Annotated in this window: 15 protein-coding genes; 6 read left to right on the top strand and 9 right to left on the bottom strand. The window is 65.8% G+C overall.

Features of this window, described 5'->3' with window-relative positions; all coding sequences use genetic code 11:
* Nucleotides 1–8 precede the first annotated feature (8 nt).
* Nucleotides 9–410: a putative signal transducing protein gene (locus HF690_RS02795; RefSeq protein WP_113065226.1), complete on the top strand. Its 402-nt coding sequence runs from the start codon at nucleotides 9–11 to the stop codon at nucleotides 408–410.
* A 74-nt stretch (nucleotides 411–484) separates the two neighbouring features.
* Entirely contained in the window at nucleotides 485–1,222 is a 738-nt protein-coding gene (locus HF690_RS02800) for an arginyltransferase (RefSeq protein WP_113065227.1), read from the top strand.
* A gap of 142 nt (nucleotides 1,223–1,364) precedes the next feature.
* Here the strand turns inward: HF690_RS02800 and purT are convergent, their stop codons facing one another.
* Together purT and HF690_RS02810 are read right to left on the bottom strand one after the other, a co-directional pair.
* Entirely contained in the window at nucleotides 1,365–2,546 is a 1,182-nt protein-coding gene (gene purT, locus HF690_RS02805) for a formate-dependent phosphoribosylglycinamide formyltransferase (RefSeq protein ID WP_113065228.1), read from the bottom strand.
* Nucleotides 2,547–2,630: 84 nt separating this feature from the next.
* Complete coding sequence (locus HF690_RS02810) at nucleotides 2,631–3,008, bottom strand: DUF423 domain-containing protein (RefSeq protein WP_168608359.1); 378 nt, start codon at nucleotides 3,006–3,008, stop codon at nucleotides 2,631–2,633.
* A 52-nt stretch (nucleotides 3,009–3,060) separates the two neighbouring features.
* Between HF690_RS02810 and HF690_RS02815 the strand changes: the two genes are divergently transcribed.
* On the top strand, nucleotides 3,061–3,687 hold the full coding sequence (locus tag HF690_RS02815) for an SCO family protein (protein ID WP_113065230.1): 627 nt from the start codon (nucleotides 3,061–3,063) through the stop codon (nucleotides 3,685–3,687).
* Between the two features lie 5 nt (nucleotides 3,688–3,692).
* Complete coding sequence (locus tag HF690_RS02820; protein ID WP_168608360.1) at nucleotides 3,693–4,157, top strand: copper chaperone PCu(A)C; 465 nt, start codon at nucleotides 3,693–3,695, stop codon at nucleotides 4,155–4,157.
* Here the strand turns inward: HF690_RS02820 and HF690_RS02825 are convergent.
* The 7 genes from HF690_RS02825 to HF690_RS02855 form a co-directional block, all read right to left on the bottom strand.
* A complete protein-coding gene (locus HF690_RS02825) occupies nucleotides 4,147–4,992 on the bottom strand; it encodes a cytochrome c oxidase assembly protein (RefSeq protein WP_168608361.1) in 846 nt (281 codons plus the stop codon). The two genes, HF690_RS02820 and HF690_RS02825, sit on opposite strands and share 11 nt — an antisense overlap.
* Before the next feature lie 59 nt (nucleotides 4,993–5,051).
* Nucleotides 5,052–6,899, bottom strand: coding sequence for a Gldg family protein (locus tag HF690_RS02830; RefSeq protein WP_168608362.1), 1,848 nt, complete (start codon nucleotides 6,897–6,899; stop codon nucleotides 5,052–5,054).
* 1 nt (nucleotide 6,900) lies between these two features.
* Entirely contained in the window at nucleotides 6,901–7,635 is a 735-nt protein-coding gene (locus tag HF690_RS02835; RefSeq protein ID WP_168608363.1) for an ABC transporter permease subunit, read from the bottom strand.
* Nucleotides 7,632–8,567: an ABC transporter ATP-binding protein gene (locus HF690_RS02840; RefSeq protein WP_168608364.1), complete on the bottom strand. Its 936-nt coding sequence runs from the start codon at nucleotides 8,565–8,567 to the stop codon at nucleotides 7,632–7,634. The genes HF690_RS02835 and HF690_RS02840 overlap by 4 nt, the downstream gene beginning before the upstream one ends.
* Before the next feature lie 189 nt (nucleotides 8,568–8,756).
* Nucleotides 8,757–10,226 (bottom strand): SRPBCC family protein, encoded by a 1,470-nt coding sequence (locus HF690_RS02845; protein ID WP_168608365.1) that lies wholly within the window; start codon nucleotides 10,224–10,226, stop codon nucleotides 8,757–8,759.
* Between the two features lie 190 nt (nucleotides 10,227–10,416).
* On the bottom strand, nucleotides 10,417–11,058 hold the full coding sequence (locus HF690_RS02850; RefSeq protein ID WP_168608366.1) for a response regulator: 642 nt from the start codon (nucleotides 11,056–11,058) through the stop codon (nucleotides 10,417–10,419).
* Nucleotides 11,059–11,110: 52 nt separating this feature from the next.
* Nucleotides 11,111–12,340, bottom strand: coding sequence for a sensor histidine kinase (locus HF690_RS02855; RefSeq protein WP_168608367.1), 1,230 nt, complete (start codon nucleotides 12,338–12,340; stop codon nucleotides 11,111–11,113).
* 236 nt (nucleotides 12,341–12,576) lie between these two features.
* Between HF690_RS02855 and HF690_RS02860 the strand changes: the two genes are divergently transcribed.
* Entirely contained in the window at nucleotides 12,577–13,191 is a 615-nt protein-coding gene (locus tag HF690_RS02860) for a GNAT family N-acetyltransferase (RefSeq protein WP_113065239.1), read from the top strand.
* On the top strand, nucleotides 13,188–13,955 hold the full coding sequence (minC, locus tag HF690_RS02865; protein WP_168608368.1) for a septum site-determining protein MinC: 768 nt from the start codon (nucleotides 13,188–13,190) through the stop codon (nucleotides 13,953–13,955). The genes HF690_RS02860 and minC overlap by 4 nt, the downstream gene beginning before the upstream one ends.
* The last annotated feature ends 22 nt before the right edge of the window (nucleotides 13,956–13,977 follow it).

The raw sequence follows: 13,977 nt of genomic DNA on the forward strand, positions 1-13,977 counted from the left end.
CTTGTCCCATGCGCGAGATCTACACCTCCCCTCGAGACGAGAACATCAACCGCGTGGTCGCCATGCTCGCCGAGCATGGCATCGAGACCAAGATCAACAACCGCGCGTCCTACCAGCGCTCCAGCTACAAGCGCTTCAGCTACACGCAGCCGGGCGATACCCAGCGCTGGCCGCAGGTGGAAGTGCGCTTCGCCGATGATCTGCCCAAGGCACGCGCGCTGCTGCGCGAGGCCGGACTGGAACCGCTGACGCGGCATGCCGACGTGCTGGCTGCCTCACGCGCCAGCGACAGTGCCGAACGCGCCGTGCTCAAGCGCAAGTCCACCGTGCGGCGCGCCCGCACGATCGCCTTCGCCGCCATCGTCGCCGTGATCGCGCTGATGGTGCTGCGGATGACGTTCTCCAGCTGACCCGCCCACGTGCAGCTGGACGCGTTCCGCCGCGATCGTCGTAGACTGTGGATGGACCCCGCCGGACCGATTCGATGCGCTCCGAACGCATTCGCCTGTTCCTGACCCTGCCCCACGCCTGTGGCTACTACGCCGACCGCGCGGCGCAGAATCTGGTGCTGGACCCGGCCGCACCGAACCTCGACCGTCTCTATCCGGGCGCGCTGGCGCAGGGCTTTCGTCGCGCCGGCGGACATCTGTATCGACCGCGCTGCGCGCGATGCCAGGCCTGCATCCCCTGCCGGGTGCCGGTCGAGCACTTTCGTCCCGACCGCAGCCAGCGACGCTGTCTGAAACGCAACGCGGATCTGACCCTGCACGAAGCCGAACCCACCTACACCGAGGAACGCTTCGCGCTGTACACCAAGTACCTGCGCAGCCGGCACCCGGGCGGCGGCATGGACGAGGCCGAGCCGGACGATTTTCGCCACTTCCTGAGCGCGCCGTGGAGTCCGACGCTGTTCCTGGAGATGCGCAAGAACGGCCACCTGCTCGGCGTCGCCGTCACCGACGTCTGCGTCAGCGGCCTGTCGGCCGTCTACACCTTCTTCGACCCGGACGCATCGGCGCGCAGCCTGGGCACCTTCGGCATCCTCAGCCAGCTCGAGCTGGCGCGACGACGCGGCCTGGAATACCTCTACCTCGGCTACTGGATCGAAGGTCACCCGAAGATGGACTATAAGCGGCGCTTCCGCCCGCTGGAGGTCCTCCGCGAAGAGCGCTGGACACCGTTGCGGGACGATACCGACGCGGCAAAGCCGTCAGGAGCGTGAACGGCTTTGCCAACCGGATGGCACGGCCGCCACCTTTCCGGCCATTCTTCGCGTACAGCGACGCTCATGACGCTGGCGAATGGTGGAAACGCGGTCCTCGTGCAACCGACGTCCCGCCTCGGCTGACCCCCGCCTCACGCCGCTAGAACGTAACCTTTATCTGCGCCGCGGCGTCCCGCGCCTTCGCGCGCGCCTCGTCGACGTTCTCTCCGCGCGCCAGCGTCACCGCCATGCGCCGGCGACCGGACACTTCCGGCTTGCCGAACACGCGCAAAGCCGTATCGGGTTCGGCCAACGCCTTGTCCAGCCCGTGGTAGACCGGATGCCGTCCCTCGCCCTCGACCAGCACCGCGCAGGACGCGGACGGCCCGAAACTGCGGATCGCCGGAATCGGCAGGCCCAGAATCGCCCGCGCATGCAGGGCGAATTCGGACAGATCCTGCGAGATCAACGTCACCAGTCCGGTGTCGTGCGGGCGCGGGCTGACCTCGGAGAAGATCACCGTATCGCCCTGGACAAAGCACTCGACGCCGAACAGTCCGTACCCGCCGAGCGCTTCGGTCATGCGAGCGGCGATGCGTTCGGCCTCGGCCCGCGCGGCGTCGCTCATCGGCTGCGGCTGCCACGACTCGCGGTAGTCGCCGTCTTCCTGCACGTGCCCGACAGGGTCGCAGAACGACGTGCCGTCACGATGGCGCACGGTCAGCAACGTGATCTCGTACTCGAAATCGACGAAACCCTCGACGATCACCCGCCCCTGCCCGGCACGGCCCCCGGACTGGGCGTATTCCCAGGCCGGCCCGATGTCGTCGCGCGTGCGCAGCACGCTCTGCCCCTTGCCGGAGGAACTCATCACCGGCTTGACCACGCACGGCAGACCCACCGCTTCGATGGCCTGCTCGTATTCCTCGCGCGTGCCGCAGAACCGATACGGCGACGTCGGCAGCCCCAGCTCCTCGGCCGCCAGGCGGCGGATGCCTTCACGATCCATGGTCAGTCGTGCGGCGCGCGCGGTCGGGATCACATGCAGGCCCTCGCGCTCCATCGCTTCCAGCGTGGGCGTGTGGATCGCCTCGATCTCTGGCACCACCAGGTCCGGCTTCTCCTGCTCGATGAGGCGGCGCAATGCTTCGCCATCGAGCATGTCGATCACGTGGCTGCGATGCGCGACCTGCATGGCCGGCGCGTCCGCGTAACGATCCACGGCGATGACCTCGACCGCGAAACGCTGCAGCTCGATCGCCACTTCCTTGCCGAGTTCGCCCGAACCCAGCAACAGCACGCGCGTGGCGCGTTCGCTCAAGGGTGTGCCCAGTGCTTTCATGATGACTCCAGAGGCTGTCGATCCATTGTAGCGGTCAGCGTTCGCCATGAACGGCGATCGCGTGCCGTGCAGACGGCGACGCCGCTAGTGACGCACGCGCATCGACCACCCCAGGGCCAGCCAGCCGACCACGAAGGCGATGCCGCCGAACGGCGTGACGATGCCGGTCCACCGCGGCGCACCGAGCGCCAGCGCATAGAGGCTGCCGCTGAACAGCACGATACCCAGCGCGAACGCAACCAACGCGACCTTCACCGAACGCCCGCTGGGCGCGAGAACGACCGTCAGCGCCAGCGCCAGTGCATGCCAGAACTGATACTGCACGGCGGTTTCCCAGATCTGCATGTGCTGCGCGTCCAGCGTGGCGCGCAGGCCGTGCGCACCGAACGCGCCCAGCAGCACCGCGCTGGCGCCGGCGATGGCCACCAGCCAGCCACCTGGGGAAGGGACAGAATGTCGCATGCATCGGCTCCCGAAACGAAAACCCGGCCATCTTGGCGTATGCTGACCGGCCATGAACAGCCCTCGCCTACCTCTTCGTCGCGCAGGCCTGCTGACCGGCCTGATCGCGACCCTGCTCGCCGCGGCCCTGCTGGCCGGTTGCCACAGCGCACCGAAGCTGAAATTCCGCCTGACCGATGTCACCGGCCACCTGCCCGACCTGAAGTTCCAGCTGACCGACGATGACGGCCAGACCGTGACCGCGAAGCACTACCGCGGCAAGGTCACGATGCTGTATTTCGGCTACACCCACTGCCCCGACGTATGCCCGCTGACGCTGACCCGCATCCACGTGGTGATGCAGCGCCTGGGCAAGCTGGCTGACGGCGCGCGCTTCCTGTTCGTCACCGTGGACCCGGCGCGCGATACCGTGCCCGTGCTGCACCAGTACGTGACCGCCTTCGACAAGCACGCCGTGGGCCTGACCGGCACCCGCGCGCAGATCCGCGCACTGGCCAAGCGCTACCGCGCCGCGTTCGACCGCGGCAAGCAGGCCAAGAACGGCGGCTACGAGGTCAACCACAGCTCGGCTATCTACATCTTCGACCGCCAGGGCCGCGCCCGCGTGCTGGCCACGCCGGCCACCAGCAACGACGACCTGGTGCATGACCTGCACCTGCTGCTCAACACGGGAGACTGACCGACATGCGCATCCCCAAGACGCTCGCCCTGGCCTTCGTGTTCGTTCTCGCGCTACCCGCTCTGGCTCTGGCCCAGGCCAAGGAAAGCGCTGCCGTGCACGTCAGCGCGGCGTGGATTCGCGTACTGCCTGGCGCGCTGCCCAACGCCGGCTACGCGGTGCTGCACAACGACAGCGATAGCGCCGTGAAGCTGGTCGGTGCCAGCAGTCCGGCCTACGGACAGGTGATGCTGCACAAGAGCAGCGAGTCGGGTGGCGTTTCGCGCATGCATATGGTGCCGAGCCTGACCATTCCGGCGCACGGCAAGGTCGAGTTCGCGCCCGGCGGCTATCACCTGATGCTGATGCGCGCCGTGCACCCGGTGAAAGCCGGCACCCATGTCGCGATCCAGCTGCGCTTCGCCGACGGCAGCATCCTGCACGCTGGTTTCCTGGCCCGCCCGGCCAACGCCACCGGCATCAGCGACTGACGCGACCGCGCACTCCGCGCCTCGGCAGACGGCCGCGCGCGGACAGCGACATCCAATTGCGCAGCGCGATCAATGCGGCGATCACGCTCATCATCGCGCTGGGAATCCACAGCACCAACCCGCCGATCAGCTGCGAGGTCATCGTGCTGATGGACGGGAAGGCACGCCCGCAGATGTCGTAGATCGGATACAGATCATGACGCGCGAAGGTGACCATCGCGCCGATCAGGATCTGCGGTACCGCAACCGCCAGTGCGATCAGCACGCGCACGCCCGGCGCCAGCCGCGCGGGCGGACTCGGTCGTCGATCCAGCACCAGCCACCAGAACATCAACCCGTCGACGGTGACGCTCCAGTTCATGACCCGGTACCAGCGCCAATCCAGCATCGCCACGAAGTGGATCGGCGGCCACAGCCAGATGTAGATCACGCCGAAGAACAGGATCGACGCCACCCACGGATTGAGCAGCACATCGAACAGCACATGCCACACCGGTCCGGCCTGCATACGCGCCAGACCGCGCGTGCGCCAGCGTAGTGGCAGACCCGCACGCAGTACCGGCCCCGGCGCGGACAATGCGATCAGGAACGGCCCGAGATGGTGCAGCGCCAGATGCTGGATACGGTGGATGAAGAATTCGCGTTCGGCGTAGTAGTCCAGGTAGGTATGCAGCGCCACGTAGATCAGCGCCAGACCGGTCCAGAACGCAAATTGCCGCCAGAACCCCGGTGGGCGCCGTCGCGCGCCGCGCACGTACAGCACGGCAGCCATCGCGCAGAACACGACGACCGTCGGCGAGAATTCCCAGGGCACGAACCAGTGCAGCACGCTCATTCGATCCATTACACCAGAGTCACGCCCGCCACGCCTCCGCACTGGCCACGCTTGCGCCCTTATGTCGCATCGCGCTTGCCGCTGCGGCGCTGTCGCAGCCATCCGTAGAGCATGCCGAACAGCATCACCAGCAACGGCATCAACAGGATGTTGAACGCCTTCACGCGCGTGCCCAGTGTATCGATCTCCGCGTCCAGCTGATGTTGCACCTCGCGCAGCTGCCGGCGAATCGACAGCTTGCGCTTGAGCGCCTTTTCCAACTGCTGCTTGACCTTGTTGTCCGGCGCCGCAGTGCCGCTCTTGTCCGGCTGCAGCTTGGCCAGCTCCTGCTCGGTCGCCGCCAGCTCGTCTTCCAGCGCCTTCTCGCGATTGTGGAATTTCACGTCAGCCGCGCGGCGCAGCCCCTGCACGCGTGTGAATGGACGCTGCGAGATGGCATGTCCGCGCACGGAAAGCAGTGCCGAGGAACCGCCCAGATTGTCCAGAATGTTGGCAACGAAATCGCCATTGTTGGCGAACGCGCTGAGCAACTGCTCGCCCAGGAACGGCGTGCGCCGCACCCACAGACGATCCGACAGCAGATCGGTGTCGGCCACCAGAATCACCTGCCCCGGTTCACGCATGCGATCCAGGTGATGCGGCCCCGTCCGATTCGGGAAGGCCGACTGGAACTGTCCGCGCAGCCGCGCGGCGATCACATAGTGCTCGCCGGTCGGCCGGTAGTCCTTGTACAGCTCGGTCGGGTCGGCCGTGTCGCGGACGCGGTCGGCGGAAACCGGCATGGCTTCGCCGCTGGTCTGCACCAGCGGAAACAGGCGTGAATTCGTGTGGCGCACCAGCTCGAAATAGCCGCTGCTGGAGACATCGATGTTCTGCAGGCTCGCCGTGATCACGTCGCGATGATTGAGCTCCTGCGCTCCTAGCCCGAGCACCGCGAAATCACGCACCGGCGCCGAGTTTCCACCCAGCGAGATCGACAGCGAGAGCGAACGGTCCAGCACCACGCGATTCGGATCGAATTCCACACCCCAGGCCCGGAACAGGCGCGGAAGGTCGGAACTGCTGCCCGCGACCGTCCCGGCCAGCGATCCGACCGGCAGCGCATCCATTTCGGCGTCGGGATCGACAAACACTGCCAGATGACCGCCATGCATGACGTACTGGTCGATGGCGTACAGCTCGTCATCGCTGAGGTTCTTCGGATGCACGATCATCAACACGCTGAGCTTGTCGTTGATCTGCGACGGATCGTTCGGGTCCAGCATGTGCACGTCGAACAGCTGATGCAGCTGCCGCATCACGGCCCAGGGCGGCGTGCCGCTAATCGCACTGCCGTCGATGGGCAGCGTACTGAGAATGCCGATCCGCGGCTTGCTGGGCGCGTCCAGCTCGTAGACCAGCCGCGTGATGTTGTATTCCAGAAAGGCTTCCTGACCCGGGTCGAAGAACGGGATCGAAAGCTCGGTGCCGCTGGCCGTGCGTCCGGCCAGACCGAAGAACACGCGTTCGCCATTGCTGCCGCCCGGCATGGCCGTCAGGCCGCCGCCCAGGGCTCGATCCTCGTCGTCCGAGTAGGGCACCGGGTCGACCACCGAAAGATGCAGGCGCCCATGCGAGCGCGACACCATTTCCTGCAGCAGCTCGCGCACCCGCTGTTCGTAGCTGCGCAGTTGCGGAAGATCCCGCGTGGCGTGCCGCGAGAAATACAGCGTCAGGTGCACCGGGCGATGCAGCCCCTCGATAATCTTCTGGGTACCGGGGGACAGGCTGTACAGATGATCCGAAGTCAGGTCCACCCGCACTCCGCGCAGCCACATCGCATTCGCGAAGATGACCCCGACGAATGCAGCCAGCAGCGCTAACAGCCCCAGACGCAGAAGGAACGAGCGGCGAACCAGCGTGCGCATCTCAGTCCCCCCGCTTCAATTGCAGGACGATCACGCCGGCCCAGAGCCAGACCACGATCGAGGTCACGAAGTAGACCAGGTCCTGCACATCGAGCACGCCCCGTGCAATGGCGCGGAAATGAAACAGGATGCTGAACGCGGACACCATCCCGACCAACCGACTCGGGAGCCAGTCGATCAGCATGTCCTGGATCGCCGGCAGACCCGCCAGCACCAGCACGAAACACACCGCGGCGGTCAGGATGAACGCCACGACCTGGCTGCGGGTTAGCGCCGAAAGGCAACAGCCGACGGCCAGGAAACTACCCGCCATCAGCCAACTTCCCAGGTAGCCGGCAAGGATCACGCCGTTGTCCGGGTTGCCGAGATAGTTCACCGTGAGCCACATCGGAAAACTGAGCACGAGCGCCAGCGCGACGAACAGCCAGGCGGCGAGGAACTTGCCCAGCATTGCCTGAGTTACGCTGATCGGCAGCGTCAGCAGCAGCTCCAGCGTGCCGCTCTTTCGCTCCTCAGCCCACAACCGCATGGTCAGCGCCGGCGCGAGCACCAGGTACAGCCATGGGTGGAAATTGAAGAACGGCTGCAGATCGGCCAGACCGCGCTCGTAGAAGTCACCGACATAGAAAGTCAGTACACCGGCCATGAACAGGAAGATGACCAGGAACACGTACGCCAGCGGCGTCACGAAATAGCTGCGCAGTTCGCGCCGCATGATCGCCAGGACCGCGCTCATGCCTCGCCCTCCCGGGCCCGAGCGGTCATGGTTCGGAACACTTCCTCGAGGCGACCGCGTTCGAGCTGGATCTCCAGCACCTTCAAGCCCTGTGCACGCAATAACTCCTGCACCGGGTCGAGCAGTTTCTTGCCCGGCTCGGGCAGCACCGTGACACGGCCGTCGAGCGGGTCGACCTCGACCGCCGCCACCCCGGGCATGCGTTCGAGCATGGCTCGTGCCACGCCTGCGCCCGCGGCGCTGAACGACACCGCACCGTGGTAGCGCGAGCGCGTCTCCAGTTCGGCCGGCGTCGCGTCCGCCAACAGACGCCCTCGCGCCACGATCAGAACGCGGTTGCACAGGGCGTGCACTTCTTCCAGCAGGTGCGTCGAAATCAGGATGGTGCGCTTGCGCGCCATGGCGTCGATCAGCGCGCGCACCTCGCGCTTCTGGTTCGGATCGAGGCCGTCGGTGGGCTCGTCGAGCATGAGCACGGCCGGTTCGTGCAGAATCGCGCGCGCCAGTCCGACGCGGCGGCGGAAGCCCTTCGACAGCGTGTCGATGGTCGAATGCAGCACATCGTGCAAATCAAGGTGCTCGACCGCTGCATCGATATGTCGATGCAGCTCGCTGCCGCGCAAGCCACGCACGCGCCCGATGAAAAGCAGGAACTCGCGTACGGTCAGTTCGCCGTAGCTGGGTGCACCCTCAGGCAGATAGCCGAGCACGCGCTTGGCGGCCAGCGGCGACTTGCGCACATCGTGCCCGCACACGCGCGCCGTGCCGGCAGAGGGTGCGATGAAGCCGCTGATCATGCGCATCACGGTGGACTTGCCCGCACCGTTCGGCCCCAGCAGACCGACGACCTCGCCCGGCTCGGCGCGGAAACTCAGATCGTCCACCGCGGTGAGTCGTCCGTATCTGCGCGTCAGGTGTTCGGCTTCGATCATCAGGCGGCGTTCGTCATGCAGAGGGCGGGCACTCGGGCAATGTACCGTATGGCGCGCGGTGAACAAACGCCCCGTTCCGGCGCCACGTCCGCAACCGTCCGCGTCACGTGCATCGCGCCCTGCCTCGCGTGCAAAAAGAAACGGACCCTCCCGAGGGAGAGTCCGTTTCCATAGAACTGCCTTTCGGCCTCAGTTGGCGCTTTCGGCATCCGCAGGCTCGGCGCTGCTGGCGGCAGGTGCGGCACTGCTGGAATCGGCGGGCGCGCTGCTGGAGGCATCGGCCGGCTGATCGGTCATGCCTGCAGCCTGTTCCGGCGTCTGCTCCGGCGCATCGGTCACCGGCAGGAAGACGTGGAAGGTCTGCTCGTCGTACAGCACCTCGCTGCCATCCGGCTTCTTCGATTCGTACGCGACGATCTGCTTGTTGTAGAAGCGGTGCACCACGGTGTCGGTGTCGTAACCGTGCGTGGCGGCATAGGCTTCCAGCTTCAGGCGGGTCGGCGGAATGCCGGCCGGGTTACCGGTCCAGCTCGCTTCCAGCGCACGACCGCCGAAGGCCAGCATGCCGCGCACGTTCTGATCGACGATCAGATGGCCGTACTTGTCGCGGGTGCCCGGCTTCGGACCGGTGTCCATGTCGGCCTTGTCGGCCTTCTTGCCGGACTTGGCATCGGCCTTGGCGACCTTGTCGGCGCTGGCGGCCATCGCCGGCGCGGCCGCCGAAGCGCCTGCTGCCGCACTGGCACCCTCGGCCGGCGCGCTGGAAGCGCTGCCCGGTCCTTCCAGCTTCGGCTGGACCGGCGCCGTCAGCGCGTAGTCCTGACCGTCGATCTTCAGCGTGCTGGCGTCGATCGGCACAGCCACGTCGAACGTGTAGTTCTGATCACCGTAGTTGGTGGTGAAGATGATGCGCGGACCGGCCTGCTTGACGCCCAGCTTCTTCATCGCGTCCTGAAGCTGCGTCATCGCCGTGGCAGTCGCCGCATCGACATCGGTCAGATTGCGCTTGGCCGCCGTGGAGACGTACAGCACAGGCTGCTGCGGCGTGTCCACCAGCTTCGGGTTCAGATCGTCATAGACGATGTTCGGCACGGCGGCGAGCATGCTCTGCACGTTGCCGAGGCTGTACTGGACCATCGAATCCGGCGTGCCGTGGATGAACAGGTTGGAGTAGCGATCCAGCAGGTTCCAGCCGTAGTCGACGTCGTAGTTCCAGGTCACCTTGACCAGACGCTTGCCGCGACCAGCGCGCTCCATGTTGATGGTGAAGCGCTTGTTCTCGCCCGGCCAGTCGTTGGTGACCTTCCAGACGATCGTGGCCGAACCCTGCTCGCCGACATCGGCGAAACCGGGCGTGGCGGAGGCGATTTCCAGACGGCCGTTGCCGACCTTGGGCACGTCGCTGGTCCAGCTGATCGCAGCGCCCGGACCGTAGGCCTTGCCCTCGAGCTTGTAGGTCAGATTCGGGTCATAGACACGCAGAACGGCGTAGTCCTGGAATCGACGGAAGTTGTTAAAGACATCGTATACGTCACGAATGTCCTTGCTGACCATGGTGGTGCGATCCACATGGCCGGAGCTGGGCATGAGAACGCCGATCACCACGGCAAGAACAGCCACGATGATCAGGGCGGTGATGAATTCTAAAACACGCGTCATTCGACAAGTCTCCGAACGTGGTACCGGTGCGCGCCTCTCCGGCCCTGGCCGGACACAGGCACACCCAACAATTGCGGCGCGCCGTTCCCAAGGTGCGACACCGAAGTCCCCGATGGTACTTGTTCACGCTGCGCCGGGCTAGGGGCAGCGAAAAATTTCCGTTTTGCGCCGTCCGCGCAGGCTCTGCGCCCTACACGATCCCCAATTCCAGCGCCTTGAGCACTGCACGGGTACGGTCCCGGACCCCCAGCTTGGACAGGATGTTGGACACGTGATTCTTCACGGTGCCCTCCGCCACGCGCAAGGAATTGGCGATTTCCTTGTTGCTGTAGCCGCCCGCCAGCAGACGCAGGATCTCCGTCTCACGCTCCGTGAGAGGGTCCGGTTGTTCCAGGCTGGTGAATTCATTCTGGATCCGCCCGACGCCGGCCTTGAGCCGCTGCGTCACCACCGGCGCCACCAGCGAGCCGCCCGCGGCAACCGTCCGCACGGCCTCGACCAGCTGGTCCAGCGACACATCCTTGAGCAGATAACCGCGCGCACCCGCCTTCAGGCCCGCCAGCACCAGTTGATCGTCGTCGAACGTGGTCAGAATCACCGTCGGCGGCAGCGCATCACTGGCCGACAGACGCTGCAGCACCTCGATGCCGGTCATCTTCGGCATGCGCAGATCCAGCAGCACCACATCCGGCTTGAGCTTGGGAATCTGCTCCACCGCCTCGGCGCCATCGGCGCACTCGGCCACCACCTGCACATCTTCGGCCAGATCCAGCAGCGAACGGATGCCTTGCCGCACCAGATTCTGATCGTCGACCAGACACACTGAAATCATGAGTTTTCCTCGCAACCAGTCATGATGAATCGGGCCTCATGCCCACCTGTGTTCATGCCGCGCCCGACGCCTTCGGTCTCGCGCTCACCCCGGGCAGGCCGACCTCGGGCTCCAGCGGCAGCCAGGCGCTGAGGTGAAAGCCGCGCGTCTGCGGGTGAGGAATGTCCAGACGACCGCCGACCTCGGCCAGCCGCTCGCGCATGCCGACCAGTCCGTTGCCCGGCTTCAACTGCGGCGCGCCCCGACCGTCGTCGCGCGCATCCAGCTGCAGGCCGCCGTAGGCCGTGCGTTCGATGTGAAGCCAGAGGTTGCTGGCATGCGCATGGCGCACGGTATTGGTCAGCACCTCCTGCACGCAGCGCAGCAGCACCTGGGCGCGCTGCGGATCCTCCACGGCGAAACGCGGCGGCATCTTCAAGTGCACATGCAGACTGGGCACGCCCTCGATCAGGCTGTTCAGCGCCTGCGTCAGATCCAGTTCGGCGTCCTGGCGCAACTCGCTGACCACCTCTCGCACATCGGCGAGCAATTGCTTGGCCGTACCCTGCGCCTTGCGCACGTGATCGGCCGCCGGCGGCTGCGCCAGATGGCTGGCTACTTCGAGATTCAGGCTCAACGCGGTCAGATGGTGACCGACCAGATCATGCAGTTCGCGCGAAATGCGCATGCGCTCGGCGATGCGGCTGGATTCGGCCAGCAGCGCACGCGTGGCGCGCAATTCGGAATTGAGTTGCCGCTGGCGCTCGCGCTCCTCCGCCTGCTGCTTGGCGACCAGCGACACCACGAAAGCCAGCGCGGCAATGCCCAGATAGACGCTCGACTGCAGCAGAGCCGTGGCGATGCTGTACTGGTTCTCGGGAAACCGCGAGAACACCATCACCAGACTCAGGTTCTGCAGCACCATCCACGCCACACCGATCCACAGTGGCAACAGCCACGGCAGCACTACGGTGATCACCACCATCAGCATGGCCGACAGACCGCTGTGGCTGATCCAACCGACCATGATCGACGCCGCCGTCATCACAGCCAGGCCCAGCGTCTTCAGGACCCAGTAGCGCCGCGAGCCGAAGTTGTGGGTCAGCAGCCAGTAGATGACGCCGAACACCAGATAGCAGCCGGCCCAGATCAGCAAGGCCATATTGGGCCGCTGCAGCATACTCAGACGCTGATTCGCCCATGTGGTCACCAGCGGCACGCCCACACAGAGATAGGTGAACAGGGCCGCGTAGCGCAGCATGCTGGTGTGATTGAGCTTGATGCCGAACATGGCTTGCATCATAGACGCCGCGGAGGGCGAAGCAATCGGTCCGAAGTCATGGCCGCAGCCAGGACGAAATCTGAACGCGCTGTGCATCATGATGCCTCACGACGCCTGCGTCCGTGCGATAATGCGCGGTGTCATGGCAGACGAGGGCTGCCGGATTCGACTGCGATGCGCCCGGCACATGGCCGCGTCGCAAGGGACCCCGCGACGCCTGTGCGGCGCGGTTTCACGTTGTATCAAGCGGAGTAGCAATGGTCTTGGCCGTCCGTGACGTGTGCGAGCACGACCTGGATTCCGTACTGGCAGTCAACAATGCTGCCGGCGAAGGCATCCTCCCCATGAGTAAAGCGCAACTGCGCCACTTCTTCGACACTGCCGACTATTTCCGCGTCGCCGAAATGGACGGCGCCATCGCCGGCTTCCTCATTGCCGTTCGCGAGTACGCGGATCATGACAGTCCCAACTTTCTCTGGTTCCGCGAGCGCCTGCCGCGCTTCCTCTACATCGACCGCATCGTGATCGCCCGCAACAGCCGTCGCCACGGGCTTGGCCGCGTGTTCTACAGCGACGTGCAGAGCTACGCCGAGGTGCGTGTGCCCCAGCTCACCTGCGAAGTCTTCCTGGAGCCGCGCGACGACGCCACGCTGCTGTTCCATGGCAGCTTCGGCTTCCATGAGGTCGGCCAGCAGCGGATGCCCGGCAGCGACCGTCCGGTCAGCCTGCTCAGCAAGAGCCTGTGCAGCTACGACTTCGTCCGCGAGCGCTACCTCGAACAGGGCGGCCTGCCCGACGTACCCTGGCTTTGCGAGCGCCGACGCGCAGATGCCGAGGCACCGCAGCACGCCGTGGGGACCGGCCACGCATGAACGCCGTGAATACTTCTCTCGAATCCGCTTGCGACCTGCGCTTCGGCCAGGTCGGCATGGCCTGTGTGCGCGTGCGCCAGGCTGACGCCGCCGCCATTTGCGAAGAACTGGAACGCCGTGTACAGGCCGCGCCGCAGCTGTTCCTGCGCACCGCCGTGGTGCTGGACCTGAGCCATCTTTCCGACTTGCCGGACGACGGCATGGTCGACGCCATGCTCGAAGCCGTCCGCACGGCCGGCATGCTGCCGGTCGGTCTGGCCTACGGCACCAAGGAAACCGAGGCGCTGGCCGAGCGCATGCATCTGCCGCTGATCGCCAAGTTCCGCAGTGCCTACGAGCGCGCCGACGGCTCGGTCACGGCAGCAGCGCCCGCACCGACAGCAGCGTCGGCAGCCGCAGCTCCCGCTCCGCAGCCGGCCGCCGCGGACACGCTCGGCCTGCGCAGCCAGTACCACGACGGTCAGGTGCGTTCCGGCCAGCAGATCTATGCACGAGAGCGCGACCTGGTCGTGAACGGCGTCGTGGCCAACGCCGCCGAAGTCATCGCCGACGGCTCCATCCACGTCTACGGCACCTTGCGCGGCCGCGCCCTCGCCGGTGCGCAGGGCGACGAGGACGCACGCATTTTCTGCTCCGACTTCCGCGCCGAGCTGGTGTCCATCGCCGGCCAGTACCGCGTGTTCGAACAATTACCCGCCGACATCGCCGGCAAAGCGGTACAGTGCCGTCTGGATGGCGACAAGCTGCTCATCGAACCCCTTTGATCTTCCACCGAACGCAAACAGG

Origin of the sequence: Oleiagrimonas citrea, assembly GCF_012395255.1 — a bacterium.
Taxonomy (GTDB): domain Bacteria; phylum Pseudomonadota; class Gammaproteobacteria; order Xanthomonadales; family Rhodanobacteraceae; genus Oleiagrimonas; species Oleiagrimonas citrea.